We start from the raw sequence: 19,188 nt of genomic DNA, 5'->3' as shown, positions 1-19,188 counted from the left end.
TATGGAAAACGCTTCTGCCCGAAATTTATGGGGTGATTTTTTAGATGCCCATCTGGAATTCGCTTCTGAAGACGCACCTAAAGTGATTCACTTTTGCGATAATGAAAAAGATGCTGACACTTGCGCCAACTTGGTGTGCAAAGACATAAAGCGAGCTACATCGCATTCTTTGTTAGGCATTCAGTTACGCAAAGATGTTATGCCAAGAATTGGCGATTTTGCCGTGGTCACCGATTGGTCTGGAAAGGCAAAGTGCATTATTAGAACTACTTCGGTAAAATTAGTTCCTTACTTTGCCATCCGTTCCGAGCATGCCCGTTTGGAGGGTGAGGGGGACAAAAGTCTAGAATACTGGCAAAAAACGCACTGGGATTATTACACGCGTGAACTTTCTGACTTTAACAAAGCTCCGAAGGAAAGTATGATTGTGGTTTTTGAAGAATTTGAAAAGATATTCCAAAGATAATGGCCGTACATAGACGGCCATTCATTTCTTAGTTGCAAAAAGAGACTAGTCTAGATTTACCCAAACATTCCCTTGTTTATGGGAAGCAACTGTGCTTTCTATAAAGTTCATTCCCCTTACTCCATCTTTCATGGTTGGAAATTCGCCATCATTGTATGCCTCACCACGTATAGCTCTTGCCGCTCCAAGATAGATATTGGCCATGGAGTCAAAAATACCCTCTGGATGGCCCGCAGGTATCTTCGATGCTTTCAAAGAAAGTTCGGAATTATAGGCATGACCCGGTTTATATACTTGAAGAGGCTCGGTATCGCTCATTTTATATAAAAAGTTGGGTTTTTCTTGTTCCCATCTAAAAGCTCCTTTTTCACCATAAATGGCAATAGCCAATCCATTTTCTTCACCCGTGGCCACCTGGCTTGCCCTAACAACACCTTTTACATGCTTGTCCATTCTAATCAGGACTGTCCCATCCACATCCATCTGATTATCATCATAGAGATAGTTAAAGTCACACAATACTGACTTAATTTTTAAACCGGTTGTATACTCAATCAAGTTGGATGCATGGACTCCGATATCTCCAATACAAGAGCTTATCCCAGCTTTTTTTGGGTCTAACCGCCAAACCGTAGAGCGTTTTTCTTTATCATGGATAACGGTATTGATCCAACCTTGATAATATCGGGCATCCACTTTATGGATTTTCCCCAATGCCCCATCTTTAATCATTTCCCGCATTTGACGTACCATGGGATAGCCTGTATAGGTATGGGTAAGCGCAAATACTCTTCCAGATCTTTCATATACTTCCTGCAGAGTTTTGGCCTCCTCATAATTCATGGTCATGGGCTTTTCACAAATAACATGAAACCCATTTTCCAGTAGCTTTTTAGCCATGGGAAAGTGCAAAAAGTTTGGTGTTAAAACAGAGCAGACCTGAATACGTTCATCCTCAGGAAGTTTTAACTCTTCCTCCACCAAGGTGTCAAAATCCTTATAAATTCTGTCAGTTGGAACATCAATCTCTTTGGCGAATGCCAAATTCTGTTCGTAATCAGGATTGAATACTGCCCCAACTATTTCATAATTGTCATTGATAAAGGATGCTACCCTGTGCAACACTCCAATGAGGGAATCTCCTCCACCTCCAATAATTCCAAGTCTAATTTTTTTTGGCATTTTTAAGATAATTTATTGTAATAATTTTATGAATCAGCACCTTGAATTTGAGGAATACGACGTTCTTCTAATTTTTTGCGCATAAAAAACAAGATTCCGTACAAAACAACCAAAGCCAACGGAAAAAATACCATATAACTCAATGTTGCTTTACCAGCAACAATTTCAGCAACATCAGCTGTGGCTCCAGAGGCTATGGCGGCCTCTCTACCTTTATCTAACCAAGAGCCTATTACGGGTTGCCATATTCCAGTTGCGAACATTCCTGCACCACCAACCAAAGACATACCCAAAGCTCCTGTTTTTGGCAAATATTCTGACACAAAACCAATAGTAGTAGGCCAAAAATAACATACTCCCAATGCAAACAGCACAGCGGAAACATAAATCATAGGGCCATCCATAACGCTTAGCGAATAAATTGCAATTGTAGTTACGATAGAAGACATTAGAAGGACACCTATTGGGTTTAGTTTATGCACCAACGGACCTGCAAAATATCTTCCAAGCGCCATTATACCTGTTACCATAGCCAAAATGAGCATTGGCTGAACTCCTGAGCCTCCCAATATTTTTTCTACCCATTGTTGAACTCCAAGTTCAGAAGTTGCGGACAATGTCATACATAGTGCAATAAATATGAACAAAGGATTAATCAAAGATTTGATATTTACTGAAGTGTCCGTCTCAATATGTTGACTTTCTGGGAATTCTTGTTTGAAGAACAGATACCCGTAAATAAGTGTTGGTATTAACATAATTGCAATTTGCAATTGCCACCCTAAGCCAAAATCGGTCATAAATTTTGAGACTAATGCCCCAATAACAATTCCTCCTGGAAACCAAACATGAAACTTATTCAGCATTGTGGTTCTATTGTTCGTGTACATATCTGCTATCAATGGATTACACGCGGCTTCTACTGAACCATTGGCAAAGCCAATTAAAAAAGAGGACACCAAAAGTGTAACAAATCCACCGGCAAATATGGTCATTACCAAACCTATTAAATGAGATACAAAAGCTAATATCATCAGCTTTCTTGCTCCCAATTTATTATATAGAAGTCCACCAAAAATAGTAGCTAACGGAAAACCCCAGAATGCCATACTGTTAACCCATCCTAATTGCGTATCGGTTAGATTGAATTGAACTCCTAAGTCTGCTAATATTCCAGCCCTGATCGCAAAAGTCATAGCAGTTACGATTAATGCTATACATGCTGCAATAAATAGCTGCTTCTTGTTTACATTTTCCATTTGATATATTATAATTTGGTTGGTTTAAGATTTATATTCCACTTTCTCTTTTTTAAAGAACAGAGCGAATAACAGAAATACCACTAAGGCAAAAATTGCAGGAATAATCCAAACACTTCCCCAGTCATGTGTGTTCTCTGAAATTAAATATATATCTGTAATCTTGCCTGCGATCCAAAAACCTATCAACATCCCCACTCCATATGTTGCAAGGGTAATTAGGCCCTGAGCCGCACTTTTGTACTTCTCTCCCGCTTTTGAGTCGGTATATATCTGGCCCGACACAAAGAAAAAGTCGTAACAGATACCATGCAAGGCGATTCCAATCAATAACATAAATGCCATTTCACCAGCATCGCCATAGGCGAACAACAAATAACGAAGAGTCCATGCCAGCATTCCCGCCAAGATGGTCTTTTTAAATCCGAATTTTTTGAAAAAATATGGGAGCAGCAACATGAAGAGTACTTCAGAAGCTTGACCAATAGTCATTTTCCCTGCAGGATTAGAAACTCCTATTTCACCCAAAAACTGACCTGCATGCTGATAATAAAATGCCAAAGGAATGCAAATAAGCACTGAAGCCAAAAAGAAAATAAGAAAGTTACGGTCCTTTAATAATTTCAAAGCTTCTAATCCCAAAATATCAGATAAGGTTGTTTTTTCCCCTTTTGCTATTTGCGGAGGAGTTTTAGGGAGGGTAAAACTGAACAGCCCTAAAACCAATGAAGCCACAGCCACCATTAAAAAAGTATTTCTTAAAAGCCCTTCTTGAACGCCAGCTTCGCTATCCCATCCAATAAAGCTAATGGTAAGCCCAGCAATGATCCACCCAATGGTCCCAAAAACCCTAACCAACGAAAACTCTTTGGCTGGATCTGTCATTTGGTTGAACGAAACAGAGTTTACCAGCGCCAATGTTGGCATGTAAATAATCATATAGCCCAACACATATGGATAGAAAATACTGAAATCAGTGGCATTGGCCATTTGATACATCAAAAAGGCCCCTGCTAAATGTAAAACAGCCAAAATACGTTCTGCGTTAAAAAAACGATCAGCGATCAACCCTATTATAAAAGGTGCTATAATAGCTCCCCAGGATTGGGTAGAATAAGCCAATGCAATTTCCCCTCCGCTTGCCTTAAGGGTGTTAGGTAAATAAATTCCAAGAGTCACAAACCAGCCTCCCCAAATAAAGAATTCTAAAAACATCATCAGCGACAGCTGGAACTTTACTTTTGGACTCATAAATAGTTGGATTTATCTTTTGTAAAATATATAATCTAAAGGTTCAGGTTCAATCCCATTTACTCTATAGTCCATCAGTATTTGTCCTCTATGGTGTGTTGAATGGTTTACTATATGAAAAAGAATATCCTTAAGTTCATTGGCAAATGTCCGCCCTTGACTATTTTCATAGTCCACTCTTTTAGTAAAATCATCGGCATTGGTTATTATCTCAAATGAGCTGCGTTGGTTCTCATAATGAATGTCGCCCCAATTTTCAATTGCATGTTCCTGCCACACCTCATATTCATATGGTTTACCTGTAATTCTATGGTTCCATATATGGTGTGCATTCAAAATATGGCTAAATAACTGTATACACTTTTCGGGAACTTCTTCCATTGTAGTGCATTGTTCAATTAGCTTTTTATTGCAGTAAAAATTATAATCAAAAAGTTGGTGCAAAAATCCTTTCATTGACCAAAATTTTTATTCAGATGCTTCAAACAACTTAATCAATAGATCACGGGTAGCAATAATCCCTTCTTCTTCGCCCATTTCTGTTCCTTCGTATTCTACTCCTACATACCCCTTATAACCCGCGTCTTTCACAATCTTCATCATTTTGGCATAATCAGAATGGATTTCATTTCCATCTGCATCAAAATCATGTGATTTTGCGCTTACTGCCTTGGCATACGGCATTAGCTCTTCCATCCCTTTATAACGATCATACCAATCGTCACATTCTGGCCATTCTGCCCATTTCATGCAGAAATTTCCAAAATCGGGGAGTGTTCCGCAATTGTCCATATTCACTTCTTTCATTACATTCGCCAGCATAACCCCGTTTGAAGAAAATCCACCATGGTTTTCAACTGTAATATTGATGTTTTTTGGTTTGGCGTAAGTTGCTAATTGTGTTAGACCATCTATTGAAGCACCTGTCCATTCTTCCGCATCGTTCGATCCATTTAAATTTACTCTAATTGTATGGCATCCCATTGCCGCAGCTGCATCTACCCATTTATAATGATTTTCCACCGCTTTTTTTCGTTCCGTGGCATCTGGAGTAGCCAGATCACCTTGCCCATCAATCATGATCAACACATTCTCCATACCATGTTTCTCAGCCTCAGCATTACTCTTATCCACAAATGCTTTCATGGCCTCCTCAGAAAAATTGTCCTTTTCCAATTCTGGATAATATAATCCACTTACATATTCAAGACCTGCAAACCCCCATGCTTTTGCTTTTTCCGCAAATTTGTACGGATCTAACCCATCTTCTCTTACCATTCTGTGCATGGACCATTGCGCCAAGGAAAGTTTAAATTGGGGTTCGGTTTCTTCGATTACTTCTTCTGATATTTCCGCCACGGCAGATTCTTGTTTTTTGTTTTGTTGCTTACATGCATAGGTGCCGAATAATAATGTGAGAGCCATTCCCAATTGTACACTGTTTTGAATAAAATTTCTTCTTTTCATAAGGATTAGTTGTTAAATCTTAAATAGAATTGAAAAACTACAACGTTATAGTAGTGAATTCTCAGTAAACATAAGGATTAAATGTAGAAAATTAATTTAATAATTAATACATTTATGAAATAAACAATCCTATTAAATGAGCAAATTTTATTACAACGAAGAGCAGGAATCATATGATGCCATAGTAGTAGGAACGGGCATTAGCGGTGGTTGGGCTGCAAAAGAACTATGCGAAAATGGACTTAAGACCCTAGTCCTTGAGCGTGGTAGAATGGTAAAGCATCGTGAGGACTATCCAACAGCAAATTTAGACACTTGGGATTTTCCAAATAATGGACAGCCTACCCGTGAAGATCTAACCAAACAAGAAAAACAAAATAGAACTGGATATACCACAAAAACGGCTTCCAAACATTGGTTCGTAAATGATTTAAAACATCCGTATAACGAAACCAAACGCTTTGATTGGATGAGAGGTTACCATGTTGGGGGTAGATCTATAATGTGGGGGCGGCATAGTTATCGCTGGAGCGATCTTGATTTTGAGGCAAATAAAAAGGATGGGACTGCGGTTGATTGGCCTGTTCGTTATAAAGATATTTCACCTTGGTATGACAAGGTTGAATCATATATAGGAGTAACTGGGGAGAAGCTTGGCCTTCCACAACTTCCAGATGGGCAGTTTGAGCCCATGATGGAACTTAATTGTGTTGAACAACATGTTAGGGACAAGGTGTCGGAACATTTTGATGGTAGGGTAATTACTGCCGGTAGGGTTGCTCACATAAACAGTGATAAAAAATTTGAAGGTGATGGCAGAACTAGATGTCAGTATAGAAATCGTTGTATAAGGGGCTGTCCTTTTGGAGCTTACTTTAGCAGTGTTTCTTCAACATTGCCAGCAGCAGAAAGAACTGGCAATATGACCTTAAGGCCAGATTCAATTGTTCATGAGGTAATCTATGACCCGGATACCAAAAAAGCTTCTGGGGTTAAGGTTATAGATCGTGAAACCAAAGAAGAGTATGTATTCAAGGCAAAGGTAATTTTCCTTTGTGCTTCGGCCATTGCTTCAACATCTATATTGATGCAATCCAAATCTGATAGATTTCCGAATGGCCTTGGGAATGATTCCGATCAACTTGGAAGAAACATTATGGACCACCATCTTGGCGTTGGTGCTTCCGGTAAATTTGACGGTTTTGAAGACAAATACTATAAAGGACGTAAACCTAACGGAATTTATCTTCCACGTTTTAGAAATTTAGGCGGAAGTTCCAATTCTGACAAGTTTATTCGTGGTTACGGATACCAAGGAGGTGCAGGAAGAGGAAATTGGGAAGATACCATCGCAGAAATATCCCATGGAAAAGAACTTAAAGATGCTATTCTTAAACCTGGCGGATGGACATTTGGAATGGGTGGTTTTGGAGAAGTATTGCCTTATGAAGATAACAGAATGACCATGGATTATGACAAGCTGGATGAATGGGGTTTGCCCACGGTTACCTTTGATGCTGAGTTTAAAGAGAACGAATGGAACATGCGTGAAGACATGAAAAATCAAGCAGTGGAAATGCTTGAAAAAGCTGGTTTGCGCGATGTGAAACCATTTGACAACCCAGGCGCACTTGGACTTGGAATCCACGAAATGGGTACGGCAAGAATGGGCAGGGACCCTAAAACTTCCGTATTGAATGGATACAATCAAGTACACACTTGTAAAAACGTTTATGTAACCGATGGTGCTTTTATGACATCGGCCAGTTGCGTTAACCCATCATTGACCTATATGGCCTTTACGGCTAGAGCTGCCAATCATGCAGCACAAGAACTTAAAAAAGGAAACATATAATGGAAAGAAGAGTTGCTTTAAAAAATATGGGGCTTGCCTTTGGGTATACCGTTGCTGCCCCTACCCTTTTAGGAATAATACAAAGTTGTAATAGCAAAAAAGTGTTGGATTGGACTCCCGAGTTCTTTACCAAAGACCAAGGAACCATTATCCATACTCTTGTAGATGTTTTGCTTCCAAAAACCGACACGCCTTCGGCCACAGAGGTTAATGTTCATATGTTTATTGACAAATATGCCCAAGAGGCACTTCCGGTGGAAAACCAGAGTTTTATGAAAATGTGTATGGGCAAGTTTACGGACAAAATTTTGGCCACTTCACAAAAAGAGATGCTTGCAGACTTGGATGAAGAGGATTTAGAGCCTGTTTTGGCCACATATCTCAAAAAGAGAACAGATGATGTTGAAGAAGCTCATTCAGAAGCTGTAGAGGCTTATTTTAAAGGAGTGGAGGAAAATGGCGAGGCAGTTCTAGATGATGAGATTGCATGTTTTAGTTTTGCAAATTCATTACGAGATTTTTCTATCTGGTCTTATAAGACTTCTGAATATGTGGGAGAGAACGTTTTGGCCTATTTGCCCGTTCCCGGTGAATATATTGGTTGTGGTGATGTAGAAACCTTGACCCAAGGTAAAGCCTGGTCTTTATAATAAAAAACAACTTTTTTAATTGATATAAAAAAGCCCTTATAAAAGGGCTTTTTTGTTTCCAAATTTTTAATTCAAACAAAATACCTCGGAAGCTGTTCCTGGTGGGGTGAACTTTTCCGAGGTATCTATTTAATAAACACTATCACATACTGATAAGTTCAGTAAAACTATGATCCACACATCAAGCAGTCATCGTCAGCTTGGCCTTCTTTGGCGCGTGCAATCATTTCTTTCATCTCTTCAGCTGTCATGGGCTGTATATCAACTTCTTGCTGGGTCACTGGAGTGGCCTCAACTTTTAAGTCTTCCACCGTATTAGGCGTTGCAGCCACAACTTCGGCTTCAGCAGCCACACTTACAGGAACTTCTTTCTTTTTAGTGTTGTCAAGAGTAAATTTGATGGCATCCACCGCAGCTTTGGTTCTTAAATAGTACATTCCTGTTTTAAGTCCGCTCTTCCATGCATAAAAGTGCATTGATGTCAACTTGGAATAGTTTGCATTTTCCATAAACAAATTCAAGGACTGGCTTTGATCAATGAAATAGCCCCGATGTCTACTCATGTCTATAACATCTTTCATGCTCAATTCCCAAACGGTCTTGTACAGTTCTTTGATATCATCTGGGACAACATCAATATCTTGTACCGATCCATTGGCTCTCATCAGTTCTTGCTTTAAATTTTCATTCCATAGACCCAATTTGACCAAGTCTTCCAAAAGGTGTTTGTTCACTACAATAAACTCACCTGAAAGCACCCTTCTAGTATAAATGTTGGAGGTATAAGGTTCAAAACATTCGTTGTTTCCTAGAATCTGTGAAGTAGAAGCAGTTGGCATAGGAGCAACTAAAAGCGAGTTACGAACTCCGTGCTTCTTGACATCTTTTCTAAGCTTGGTCCAATCCCATCTGCCAGATAATTCCTCATCTTTTATTCCCCAAAGGTTATGCTGGAACTTTCCTTCGGAAATAGGAGACCCTTCATAAGTGGAATAAACTCCTTCTTCCTTAGATGCTTCCATTGAAGCGGTAACAGCAGCAAAATAAAGTGTTTCAAAAATTTCCTGATTCAATTGTTTTGCTTCATCACTGGTAAATGGCAATCGAAGCATAATAAAGGTATCAGCTAAACCTTGTACACCCAAACCTATTGGTCTATGCCTCATGTTTGAATTTTCAGCCTCCTTGACTGGATAATAGTTACGATCTATAACCCTATTCAAGTTCTTGGTCACACGTTTGGTCACTCTGAACAGTTCTTTATGATCAAAAGCACCATTCTTCACAAACATTGGAAGTGCAATAGAAGCCAAGTTACATACGGCTACCTCATCTGGAGAGGTATATTCCATTATTTCGGTACAAAGGTTTGAGGAACGAATAGTCCCCAGATTCTTCTGGTTACTCTTTCTGTTCGCCGCATCTTTGTATAGCATATAAGGAGTTCCCGTTTCAATCTGAGACTCCAATATTTTTTCCCAAAGTTCTCTGGCCCGAATGGTTTTTCTGCCTTTCCCTTCTGATTCATATTTAGTATAGAGTGCTTCAAACTCCTCACTGTGGGTATTGAACAAATCAGGACATTCGTTTGGACACATTAATGTCCACTCGGCATCCGCCTCTACTCTTTTCATGAACAAATCTGGAATCCACATAGCGTAGAATAAGTCACGTGCGCGCATCTCCTCTTTTCCATGGTTCTTTTTTAAATCCAAGAAATCGAAAATGTCGGCATGCCAAGGTTCTACATAAATGGCAAAACTTCCTTTTCTTTTCCCTCCACCTTGATCTACATAACGTGCAGTGTCGTTAAAGACCCTAAGCATAGGTACAATTCCGTTTGATGTTCCGTTGGTCCCTGCAATATATGATCCCGTGGCCCTAACATTGTGAATAGACAAACCTATTCCACCGGCTGACTGGGAAATTTTAGCGGTTTGCTTCAAGGTATCATAAATACCATCAATACTATCATCCTTCATTGCCAAAAGAAAGCAAGAAGACATTTGTGGTTTTGGAGTACCTGAATTGAAAAGTGTTGGTGTTGCGTGGGTGAAGTATTTTTTGGACATCAATTCGTATGTCTCTATCGCCGCATCCAAATCATTCAAATGAATTCCAACAGCAACGCGCATTAACATATGCTGAGGGCGTTCTGCAATTTTCCCATTTAGTTTAAGGAGGTAGGAGCGTTCCAATGTTTTAAAGCCGAAATAATCGTAGCCAAAATCTCGGTTATATATAATGGTAGAATCCAGTTTCTCTGCATTTTCCTCAACGACCTTGAACACTTCATCTGAGAGTAAAGGCGCTTTTTTGCCGGTTCTTGGGTTTACATATTCGTATAGATCCTTCATAGTTTCAGAGAAGGATTTTTTTGTGTTTTTATGTAGGTTGGAAACCGAGATGCGAGCCGCCAACTTTGCGTAATCCGGGTGCGTGGTGGTCATGGTCGCTGCAATTTCAGCAGCTAGATTATCCAGCTCTGAAGTTGTTACCCCATCATACAATCCTTCTATTACCCTCATGGCAACTTTTACAGGATCCACCAGGCTATTAAGCCCATAACAAAGTTTTCTAACTCTGGCCGTGATCTTGTCGAACATCATCGGCTCTTTTCTTCCATCTCTTTTTAATACATACATGCGCTACGAATATTTTTAAATGATACGTTTGTTGGTTATAGCATCCTACAAATTAGCATTGGATAATTCAATGCTCAAGGTTAAGGTCATGAAAACCCCTGGGGCAAGAGGATTTTCTGTAAGGTTGATTAATTAAAAATCTGCATCAAAACTGATTTTTTGCGAATCAGTGTCATTTTCTTTGTTTAAAACACCCGCTTTTTGATACTCAGACACGCGTTTTTCAAAGAAATTGGTCTTTCCTTGTAATGAAATCATATCCATAAAGTCGAATGGATTTGTGGCATTGTACACTTTTTCACATTGCAGTTCAACCAATAGTCTGTCCGTTACAAACTCAAGGTATTGGGTCATCAATTTAGAGTTCATTCCTATTAAACTCACAGGTAGTGATTCTGTTATAAACTCCCTTTCTATGTTCAAAGCATCCACAATAATTGCGGTGATACGTTCTTTGGAAACTTTGTTTATTAAGTGATTGTTGTGCAAATGCACAGCAAAATCACAATGCATTCCTTCATCTCTAGAAATTAGCTCATTAGAGAAAGTCAATCCAGGCATTAGCCCTCTTTTCTTCAACCAGAAAATAGAGCAGAATGCTCCTGAAAAGAAAATTCCCTCAACAGCTGCAAAAGCTATAAGTCTTTCTGCAAAACTTGGAGACTCAATCCATTTAAGGGCCCAATCTGCTTTCTTTTTAATTGCCGAGAAATTTTCTATGGCCTTAAAAAGAATTCCTTTTTCCTTTTCATCTTTTACATAGGTATCTATGAGTAAAGAATAAGTTTCTGAATGGATGTTTTCCATCATTATCTGGAATCCATAGAAAAATTTAGCTTCCGAATATTGAACCTCATTTACAAAATTTTCCGCCAAATTCTCGTTCACTATCCCATCTGAAGCTGCAAAAAATGCCAAAATATGCTTTATGAAATAGCGTTCATCGTCATTAAGCTTATCGTTCCAGTCCGTTAAATCCTGGTGAAGGTCAATTTCTTCCGCGGTCCAAATACAAGCCTCTTGTTTTTTGTACCAATCCCAAAGATCATGGTGTTGAATGGGAAAAATCACAAATCTATCTTTGTTTTCTTGTAATATGGGCTCGTTAGCTGCTGACATAGTTTCTCGTTAAAAAATTTATACTTCGGAAGAAAATTTCCCTGTGGATAGGGCTAACAAAGATTCAAAAATGTAATCAGATTATAAAGGTGCTTTTATGAAATCGGGCGCAAAGTTTTTAACACAATTTGTTGAAATCTAGGCTGGCAACCCATATTACTTGGGCTGGTTATAAATATTGAAAATGAAAACTTTTTAAAGAAATGACCGTGCAATAAAAAAGACCAAAAAGTATGAGAACATATACTTTTTGGTCTTTTTTTGTTTATGAAAATTGGAAGTAGAGCAATTTTTATGAATCGTATTACCAAACTGTACGGCCACTCCCAGTCTTACCCAGTAATGCATTCTAATTTTAGGTAGTTCCCCCGAAACCCAAAATCGAATTCAAAACTAAAGTTCAACTAAAGATTTTATTTTGCAAGCAGTTTCTAAAATCAAGAGGTTGGTTGCTACGGCCGTACGTTTTTTTGGCAATATATATAAGAACTTTTACGATGCAATACTTAATCTGTAAGAGCAACTTTATCCCAATCCGACTCCATCTCCAACTCTCTACTCTCCAATACAGCGGCAAAAATCAAGGCAAATACCAAAATCAAGAATAATACAACACACTTCCTCATTACAGTACTATTTAATAGGATATCTCCTAATTTTTGACATTACCAAAGTATAAAACAAAGACCAAGACCCTAGTTTGGTTTGTATAAACGGTAACCATTTGTGTATAGATGGTTTACATACTCTTCTATCATTTCAGTTTTTGCTAGAAAAAAGTGATTGCATTTTTAAGAAAAATTATACAAAAATCTTGTAGCCGACCATTTTTTACCAACTATACGTATAAAATGTCCATTAGCACATAATTTTAATAACCTTAAAAAGAATAATCCTAAATTTGATTTTGTTTAATTTATAGGATGTTAGAAGCAGTTATTGTAGATGATGAGGTAAAGGCCCTACAAAGCTTGAGTTGGGAATTGACCAATCTGAGTGATGAGGTAGATATAGTAGCGTCTTTTACCGATGCACATGAAGCTTTGGAGTATTTGGAACGCAATACTCCAGATTGCCTGTTTCTTGATATTGAAATGCCAGCAATGGATGGTTTTCAGTTTATCAAAAGCCTAAAAAACAAGGACTTCCCTGTTGTTATAACCACCGCTTATAATCAGTACGCGTTAAAAGCCCTGAAAAATGAAGCTATTGATTATCTACTAAAGCCTATTGACACTGACGACCTTCAGGTTACCATTGCCAAGATAAAAAAGTACAACACCAAGAATTTGACAGTTGACAAACTGGAAAAAATCCTGTTGAACTTCAATGCCGATTCACATAGCAAAAAAATAACCATCAATACTGATGGCAAATTACTTTTCTTGAACAGTGATGATATTCTCTACGCAGAGTCTGATGGAAATTACAGCACTATATTTTTAAGTGATGGTCAGAAAATTTTGCTCACGAAAAAGTTAAAGGAAGTAAACACATTGTTACCAGACAATAGCTTTTTCAGAATTCACAATTCATATATCATCAATCTCAATAAAATAAAAGAATTTCTCAAAACAGATGGGTATGTGGTTTTGGAATCCAACCATAAAATTCCCGTTTCCCGGCAAAAAAAATCCGATTTTCTGGATATGCTGTAACTTCCCAAGATACCTGTGTTCAACTTAAAATTTAAAAAGCCCGAAACTATATTCCCTAGACAAAAGGCCATCTTCCTATGTTTGTTTCTTTTCTTGTTTTCTCCAATAGTATTTGCACAAGAAATTCCAGAAGCATTTAAAGAAAAGGCAGAAAAACTTGTAAAAACAAAACCCCGAACCTATCTCACTTTAGATACAGAACTAAAAGCTGAGAAAAGGGATACTACCCTACTACGCTATTTTGCCAATTTGTGCAAAAAAGAAAAATACCCAGAAGGAGCGGCTTATGCCCTTGATCAAATCGGAACAATATATAGGAACTTTTCAAAATACAAAAAAGCTGCAGACCTCCATCAAGAGGCATTAATACTATCCGAAGAAGCCAACAATACCGAGCTGAAAGTATTGAGCCTGAATATGCTTGGGGTGGTCTACCGACGTACAGATGCTATAAAAACAGCCCTTAAGTATAATCAAGAAGCTCTGGAAATAGCCGAACAGGTTGAAAATCCGTCACACCATATTAAAAGAAGCATTAATGTTTCCTTAAACTGTATCGGAAACCTATATCAAACTTTGGAGCAGTATGATCTGGCCATTATGCAGTTTAAAAGAGCTCTTAAACTAGAAGAAGAGTTGGAGAACAATTTAGGCCTGGCCATTAACCATCAAAACATTGGAGACTGCCTTGAGCATAAAGGAGATCTTGAAGGGGCTTTGGAAAATTATAGAAAATCCTTGTTCTATAATGAAGAGATCAACTCCACTTATGGCCAAATTATATGCAAAAACAGCCTAGCTCAGGTTTATCTCAAGCAAGATATGCCCTATGCCGCGTTGGTGCTTTTGGAGCCGTTACATGAGCAATCCAAATCTATTGGAGACTTTTATATAACACCCCTGGTTTTTGTTAACACAGGATGGGCATATGCTGAACTTCGCAATTATAAAAAAGCTCAAAAGTATATTATGGAAGGATTGGAAATGTCCCAAACCCATAACATTCCAAGCAACATTCTATACTCCTACCGTAAACTCTCTTATTTTGAACAGTCCCGTGGAAATTACAAAGCGGCTTACGAGTACTACAAAAAGGCTGATGAATTGGATGAAGAAATATCCAGCGCAACAAATTTCAGGTATATGAATGATGTTATTGTAGGATATGAAGCAGATAAAAAGAACAATCAAATATCAGTACTTGCCAAGGAAAATGAAATTGTGCGGCTAAGGCTTCGAAAAAACCAGACCACTCTATTGGTAAGCGCATTGATTGTTGGGTTAATTTCCTCTATCCTTTACATTCTATACAGACAATACCAAAGTAAAAATGAAAAAAGAGTGTTATCCTTAGAACAAAACATGCTTCGCAGTCAGATGAACCCGCACTTTTTGTTCAACTCTCTGAACTCCATTAAGCTTTATATCATTAACAACGAACAAAAAAATGCGGTTCATTACCTTAATAAATTTTCCAAGTTGGTAAGGAAAATATTGGAAGCATCCTCTTTAAAGGAAATTACCTTGGCAGAAGAACTGGAAACCGTAGAACTTTATATGAATATTGAGAATATTCGCTTTTCCAATGAAATAGATTTTAAAATTACGGTAGATGATGATGTTTGTTCGGACAACATAAAAGTTCCTTCATTGGCCTTACAACCATTCCTAGAAAACTCGCTGTGGCATGGTCTTTCCCCAAAAGAAGGAAAGAAAATGATTCATCTTAACGTAAAAAGAAAAAAGAAAAATCATATATCCATAGAAATTATTGACAATGGTGTAGGCAGGGGTGTGGCCCAGGCCAATAAACAAAATAGGGTTTTAAAAAGAAAATCGGTGGGCATACGTATTACCAAAGAACGCCTGGCCAATTTTTCAAAAGATTATCAGAACAATTTTGAAGTAGACATTGTAGACCTTTTCGATGACAACGGGGCACCTAAAGGCACCAAAGTAATTCTGGACATTCCTATAGTTTAGAATTCTCAAGAGCAACTTGCTCTAATTCTGCGTACCAAGCTTTGCCAAATTTCCTGATCAAGGCCTCCTTTACAAATTTATAGATAGGTATTTTTAATTCTTTTCCCAAACTACAAGCAGTATCACAAATCTCCCATTTATGATAGTTAACAGCTGTAAATTCTGAATATTCTCGCGTTCTAACCGGGTATAAATGACAAGAAACCGGCTTTTTCCATTGAGTTGCACCGTCGTTGTATGCTTCTTCCAATCCGCACTTTGCAATTCCAGTATCAGAATAAATCACGTACGCACATTCACTTTTGTTCACTAAAGGAGTTTCCCATTCACCATCTTCTCCTTTTACAAAAGCACCCTGCTCCATAATAGCCTCCACACCTTCAGGCCTTAGATAAGGCTTCACATCACTGAAGATATTGACCAATATTTCAGTTTCATCTTCATCAAGGGGGGCACCATACTCCCCATCAACGCAACAGGCTCCTTTACAAGCGTTTAAATTGCATACAAAATCATTATCAATAATCTCCTCAGAAATTATTGTCTTTCCTATTTGGAACATGGGAATCCTTACTTTTTTTGGCAAAGGTACTTCAAAACCAAAAAAATGACATTTTCAATACCATTTTATATCATCCAAAAGCCTTTTTTACACGTAGATTTGCAAATTAACTAATAAGGCTATGAATTTCAGTTTTAAAGAAATAGTGACCGCAAGCATGGTTCTTTTTGCTGTAATCGATATTCTGGGGAGCATCCCAATTATCATATCGTTAAGGAATAAGGTCGGCCATATTCAATCGGAAAAAGCTTCCATTGTTGCAGCTTGCATTATGACCGCTTTTCTTTTTGTTGGGGAAAGCATTCTCGGGCTTATTGGTATTGACGTAAATTCCTTTGCCGTAGCGGGGGCTTTTGTAATATTTTTTCTAGCTCTGGAAATGGTGTTGGGCATTACACTTTTTAAAGATGATGAACCAGAAAGTGCCTCCATAGTCCCCATTGCCTTTCCACTTATTGCAGGTGCGGGTACCCTAACTTCTATTTTGGCACTCCGTGCCGAATATCATGTGGAAAACATTGTAGTGGCCATAGTAGTAAACATTATCTTTGTATACCTTGTTCTAAAATCCAGTGCAAAAATAGAACGGGTTTTGGGCAAGAACGGACTCAGTGTCATCCGAAAAGTTTTTGGGGTAATCCTATTAGCCATTGCAGTGAAGCTTTTTGCCACTAATATTAATCAGATGTTGGCACACTAACGTGTATTTTTTCTTTTTATGAACAAGACATTTATCATTATTCTGATTCTTTTGGCCATGGGACTCATTGTCTATAATGTAACCTTAGTGGATTTTGAAAATCCTTTTCAGGGAGATAGCACCATTGCCCTAATAGGCATAGTTGCTTCTTTATGCGCCATTGTGTTGCTTCTTATTTTTATGGCATCAAAAAAGATTGATAAAAAACTAAAAGAAGATTAATCTTCTGATTTTACAATTCCATTATCAGGTTTTCCAAAAATGGTGGCCCCTTCATCAAGTTGCTTTATTTTTTTTAGCATGGAATCGTGCTCGCCCTTGATTTGAGCCGAAAGATTGGGAGAAAATAATTGCTCTGCGATATTTGCCTTCAAGTAATCTTTTATTTTCTCTTCATAAGCATAAAAATCAAGTTTGATTTTTCTGTTGAGCACAAATTGAATGAATTCATCAAAAAGAATGTCATCTACCTTGAATTCGTCTAAGAAACGATTTCTGGTATAATCCGAATAACGTTTACGATCCTTCTCTAAATGTTCAAATATAAATCTTGAAAAGAATTCATAAGTATCCTCCATACTTTCAATGGCTTCTTCCTGGTTGCTACCAATAGGCACAAAAACATCTGGAATAATTCCTCCGCCACCATATACTATCTTGCCTTTTGGAGTCCTAAATTTTAAGGAATCGGCCACCTTTATACTATCAACGGAAATTAGTTCCCCATTTCTATAGCGTTCCATAAACGTTTGATAGTAATCTCTATGACCCTTTTTATATGACCTCTGAATTGAACGACCTGTTGGCGTATAGTATCTTGAGACCGTAAGGCGTACAGCCGACCCATCCCCCAAATCCATTTCACGCTGCACCAATCCTTTTCCAAAAGAACGTCTACCCACAATGGTGCCAATATCATTATCCTGCAATGCCCCTGCAATAATTTCACTGGCCGAAGCTGAACGTTCATTGATTAAAACATAGACCGGTTTGTCCTCAAAATCACCTTTCTTGGTGGCAAAGGCTTTTTTAATTCTTCCCTTTTTGTTTTTGGTGTATAGAATGAGTTTGTCGTCTTCCAAAAATTCATCAGCAAGTTTCTCAGCTATCCCAAGATAGCCCCCGGGGTTATCCCTTAGATCCAGCACCAGTTTTTGAGCACCTCTGATCTTCAGTTTTTTGAGTGCATCTTTAAATTCTCCAAAAGTAGATTCTGCAAAACGGTTGATCTTAATGTACCCCATGTCTTTTGACAACATGTAATAGGCATCAACGCTTTTAATAGGTATCCGGTCGCGGGTAACCGTAATGTCCAGCATCTTATTTTCAGATTTTCTAAAGACCTTAAGGTCAACTTTAGTTCCTATTTTTCCTTTTAGCCTAGAAACCACCACATTGTTTGCGGCTCTTTTTCCAAAAAGAGTGTCTTTATCGGCAATCAATATTCGGTCTCCAGGTTTGATTCCACTTATATAACTAGGGCCATTTTTTATGGTCCTGATAACGGTAATGGTATCTTTATACATATAAAAACTAACCCCAATACCTACAAAATCACCTTTCATGTTTTCAGAGACTTCTTCCATCTCACTTTTAGGGATATAAACGGAGTGTGGGTCTAACTTACCTAAAATGTTGTTCACGGTAACATCAACAATGCTATCCGTGTTTATTTCATCTACATATTCATAGTCAATATAATCTATGAGCCTGTTTAGCTTGTCTTTTTTGGAATTGGTGGAGAATAATTTTTCAGGGGTATCATCAAAATGGAGTTTTCCTCCAATAAAAATGCCAATGGCCACGGCAAGAGCCAATAAGGTAGGTAATATATAACTGTATTTCTTTTTCATAATTTAAATGGTGGGGTTAAACCATTTCTTCCAGAATAGGCAAATGATGGGTGGTTACTCCAGCACGTTCCAAAAATTTTAATCCAGAATCATCCTTGTATGCCTTTTGGTACACTACACGTTTTATGCCAGATTGATGAATGAGTTTACTACATTCTCTGCATGGGGATAATGTAATATATAGTGTAGCGCCTTCACATGATTGGGTAGAGGATGCCACTTTTAAAATAGCATTGGCTTCAGCATGCAGCACATACCACTTAGTATATCCTTCTTCATCTTCACAGATATTCTCAAATCCAGTAGGTGTGCCATTATATCCATCAGATATGATCATTCTGTCCTTTACGATAATAGCCCCTACTTGTTTTCTTTGGCAATAGGACAGTTTGCCCCATTCCTTGGCCATTCTTAAATAGGCTTTGTCGTATTTTTCTTGTTTACGCTCCTTCATTCAGTCAGAAATCTCCGATAATGAAATAAATATACCTGCTTTAACAGACCCCTACAACCTTATTCGGCTAAATTTAACAAAGGC

Annotated in this window: 17 protein-coding genes; 7 read left to right on the top strand and 10 right to left on the bottom strand. The window is 38.1% G+C overall.

The window, feature by feature from the left end; translation table 11 throughout:
* Position 1: 1 nt before the first annotated feature.
* The gene (locus CRO15_RS04300) at positions 2-466 is read left to right on the top strand and encodes an ASCH domain-containing protein (protein WP_097044529.1); all 465 of its coding nucleotides are present in this window, start codon (positions 2-4) and stop codon (positions 464-466) included.
* 45 nt (positions 467-511) lie between these two features.
* Here CRO15_RS04300 and CRO15_RS04295 read toward each other — a convergent pair whose 3' ends face one another.
* From CRO15_RS04295 to CRO15_RS04275, 5 genes are read right to left on the bottom strand one after another with little or no spacing between them, the layout of a single operon-like run.
* Positions 512-1,648, bottom strand: coding sequence for a Gfo/Idh/MocA family protein (locus tag CRO15_RS04295; RefSeq protein ID WP_097044528.1), 1,137 nt, complete (start codon positions 1,646-1,648; stop codon positions 512-514).
* Positions 1,649-1,674: 26 nt separating this feature from the next.
* Positions 1,675-2,907 (bottom strand): MFS transporter, encoded by a 1,233-nt coding sequence (locus CRO15_RS04290; protein WP_097044527.1) that lies wholly within the window; start codon positions 2,905-2,907, stop codon positions 1,675-1,677.
* Between the two features lie 24 nt (positions 2,908-2,931).
* Positions 2,932-4,158, bottom strand: a complete 1,227-nt coding sequence (locus CRO15_RS04285) for a nucleoside permease (RefSeq protein ID WP_097044526.1) — start codon at positions 4,156-4,158, stop codon at positions 2,932-2,934.
* A gap of 12 nt (positions 4,159-4,170) precedes the next feature.
* On the bottom strand, positions 4,171-4,614 hold the full coding sequence (locus CRO15_RS04280; protein ID WP_097044525.1) for a DinB family protein: 444 nt from the start codon (positions 4,612-4,614) through the stop codon (positions 4,171-4,173).
* Positions 4,615-4,626: 12 nt separating this feature from the next.
* Positions 4,627-5,625 (bottom strand): sugar phosphate isomerase/epimerase family protein, encoded by a 999-nt coding sequence (locus CRO15_RS04275; RefSeq protein ID WP_097044524.1) that lies wholly within the window; start codon positions 5,623-5,625, stop codon positions 4,627-4,629.
* Between the two features lie 136 nt (positions 5,626-5,761).
* Between CRO15_RS04275 and CRO15_RS04270 the strand changes: the two genes are divergently transcribed.
* Positions 5,762-7,480 carry a GMC oxidoreductase gene (locus CRO15_RS04270; protein ID WP_097044523.1) on the top strand — a complete coding sequence of 573 codons (1,719 nt, stop codon included), beginning with the start codon at positions 5,762-5,764 and terminating at the stop codon, positions 7,478-7,480.
* The gene (locus CRO15_RS04265; RefSeq protein ID WP_097044522.1) at positions 7,480-8,130 is read left to right on the top strand and encodes a gluconate 2-dehydrogenase subunit 3 family protein; all 651 of its coding nucleotides are present in this window, start codon (positions 7,480-7,482) and stop codon (positions 8,128-8,130) included. The genes CRO15_RS04270 and CRO15_RS04265 overlap by 1 nt, the downstream gene beginning before the upstream one ends.
* Positions 8,131-8,297: 167 nt before the next feature.
* Here the strand turns inward: CRO15_RS04265 and CRO15_RS04260 are convergent, their stop codons facing one another.
* Positions 8,298-10,775 carry a ribonucleoside-diphosphate reductase subunit alpha gene (locus tag CRO15_RS04260; protein ID WP_097044521.1) on the bottom strand — a complete coding sequence of 826 codons (2,478 nt, stop codon included), beginning with the start codon at positions 10,773-10,775 and terminating at the stop codon, positions 8,298-8,300.
* Between the two features lie 132 nt (positions 10,776-10,907).
* On the bottom strand, positions 10,908-11,894 hold the full coding sequence (locus tag CRO15_RS04255) for a ribonucleotide-diphosphate reductase subunit beta (protein WP_097044520.1): 987 nt from the start codon (positions 11,892-11,894) through the stop codon (positions 10,908-10,910).
* A gap of 923 nt (positions 11,895-12,817) precedes the next feature.
* On the opposite strand from CRO15_RS04255, the gene CRO15_RS04250 reads away from it, so the two are divergent.
* The gene (locus CRO15_RS04250; protein ID WP_097044519.1) at positions 12,818-13,552 is read left to right on the top strand and encodes a LytR/AlgR family response regulator transcription factor; all 735 of its coding nucleotides are present in this window, start codon (positions 12,818-12,820) and stop codon (positions 13,550-13,552) included.
* A gap of 81 nt (positions 13,553-13,633) precedes the next feature.
* On the top strand, positions 13,634-15,535 hold the full coding sequence (locus tag CRO15_RS04245; RefSeq protein ID WP_243396895.1) for a tetratricopeptide repeat-containing sensor histidine kinase: 1,902 nt from the start codon (positions 13,634-13,636) through the stop codon (positions 15,533-15,535).
* On the opposite strand, the gene CRO15_RS04240 is transcribed toward CRO15_RS04245, so the two are convergent.
* Positions 15,525-16,097, bottom strand: coding sequence for a DUF3109 family protein (locus CRO15_RS04240; RefSeq protein ID WP_097044841.1), 573 nt, complete (start codon positions 16,095-16,097; stop codon positions 15,525-15,527). The two genes, CRO15_RS04245 and CRO15_RS04240, sit on opposite strands and share 11 nt — an antisense overlap.
* 121 nt (positions 16,098-16,218) lie before the next feature.
* Here CRO15_RS04240 and CRO15_RS04235 point away from each other — a divergent pair, with 121 nt between their 5' ends.
* Together CRO15_RS04235 and CRO15_RS04230 are read left to right on the top strand one after the other, a co-directional pair.
* Complete coding sequence (locus tag CRO15_RS04235) at positions 16,219-16,797, top strand: MarC family protein (RefSeq protein ID WP_097044517.1); 579 nt, start codon at positions 16,219-16,221, stop codon at positions 16,795-16,797.
* Positions 16,798-16,815: 18 nt separating this feature from the next.
* Positions 16,816-17,019, top strand: a complete 204-nt coding sequence (locus CRO15_RS04230; protein ID WP_097044516.1) for a hypothetical protein — start codon at positions 16,816-16,818, stop codon at positions 17,017-17,019.
* Here the strand turns inward: CRO15_RS04230 and CRO15_RS04225 are convergent.
* Positions 17,016-18,650 (bottom strand): S41 family peptidase, encoded by a 1,635-nt coding sequence (locus CRO15_RS04225; RefSeq protein WP_097044515.1) that lies wholly within the window; start codon positions 18,648-18,650, stop codon positions 17,016-17,018. The two genes, CRO15_RS04230 and CRO15_RS04225, sit on opposite strands and share 4 nt — an antisense overlap.
* A 16-nt stretch (positions 18,651-18,666) precedes the next feature.
* The gene (locus tag CRO15_RS04220; protein ID WP_097044514.1) at positions 18,667-19,104 is read right to left on the bottom strand and encodes a deoxycytidylate deaminase; all 438 of its coding nucleotides are present in this window, start codon (positions 19,102-19,104) and stop codon (positions 18,667-18,669) included.
* Positions 19,105-19,188: the final 84 nt, after the last annotated feature.

Origin of the sequence: Flagellimonas pacifica, from assembly GCF_900215465.1 — a bacterium.
In the GTDB taxonomy this organism is placed as follows: domain Bacteria; phylum Bacteroidota; class Bacteroidia; order Flavobacteriales; family Flavobacteriaceae; genus Flagellimonas; species Flagellimonas pacifica.
This window is presented reverse-complemented; position numbering and strand designations above follow the sequence as displayed.

Excerpts from the sequence above, each read along its gene's own strand:
- CRO15_RS04300 (WP_097044529.1), top strand. The coding sequence starts at position 2 with ATGGAAAACGCTTCTGCCCGAAATTTATGGGGTGATTTTTTAGATGCC.
- CRO15_RS04295 (WP_097044528.1), bottom strand. The coding sequence starts at position 1,648 with ATGCCAAAAAAAATTAGACTTGGAATTATTGGAGGTGGAGGAGATTCC.
- CRO15_RS04290 (WP_097044527.1), bottom strand. The coding sequence starts at position 2,907 with ATGGAAAATGTAAACAAGAAGCAGCTATTTATTGCAGCATGTATAGCA.
- CRO15_RS04285 (WP_097044526.1), bottom strand. The coding sequence starts at position 4,158 with ATGAGTCCAAAAGTAAAGTTCCAGCTGTCGCTGATGATGTTTTTAGAA.
- CRO15_RS04280 (WP_097044525.1), bottom strand. The coding sequence starts at position 4,614 with ATGAAAGGATTTTTGCACCAACTTTTTGATTATAATTTTTACTGCAAT.
- CRO15_RS04275 (WP_097044524.1), bottom strand. The coding sequence starts at position 5,625 with ATGAAAAGAAGAAATTTTATTCAAAACAGTGTACAATTGGGAATGGCT.
- CRO15_RS04270 (WP_097044523.1), top strand. The coding sequence starts at position 5,762 with ATGAGCAAATTTTATTACAACGAAGAGCAGGAATCATATGATGCCATA.
- CRO15_RS04265 (WP_097044522.1), top strand. The coding sequence starts at position 7,480 with ATGGAAAGAAGAGTTGCTTTAAAAAATATGGGGCTTGCCTTTGGGTAT.
- CRO15_RS04260 (WP_097044521.1), bottom strand. The coding sequence starts at position 10,775 with ATGTATGTATTAAAAAGAGATGGAAGAAAAGAGCCGATGATGTTCGAC.
- CRO15_RS04255 (WP_097044520.1), bottom strand. The coding sequence starts at position 11,894 with ATGTCAGCAGCTAACGAGCCCATATTACAAGAAAACAAAGATAGATTT.
- CRO15_RS04250 (WP_097044519.1), top strand. The coding sequence starts at position 12,818 with ATGTTAGAAGCAGTTATTGTAGATGATGAGGTAAAGGCCCTACAAAGC.
- CRO15_RS04240 (WP_097044841.1), bottom strand. The coding sequence starts at position 16,097 with ATGTTCCAAATAGGAAAGACAATAATTTCTGAGGAGATTATTGATAAT.
- CRO15_RS04235 (WP_097044517.1), top strand. The coding sequence starts at position 16,219 with ATGAATTTCAGTTTTAAAGAAATAGTGACCGCAAGCATGGTTCTTTTT.
- CRO15_RS04230 (WP_097044516.1), top strand. The coding sequence starts at position 16,816 with ATGAACAAGACATTTATCATTATTCTGATTCTTTTGGCCATGGGACTC.
- CRO15_RS04225 (WP_097044515.1), bottom strand. The coding sequence starts at position 18,650 with ATGAAAAAGAAATACAGTTATATATTACCTACCTTATTGGCTCTTGCC.
- CRO15_RS04220 (WP_097044514.1), bottom strand. The coding sequence starts at position 19,104 with ATGAAGGAGCGTAAACAAGAAAAATACGACAAAGCCTATTTAAGAATG.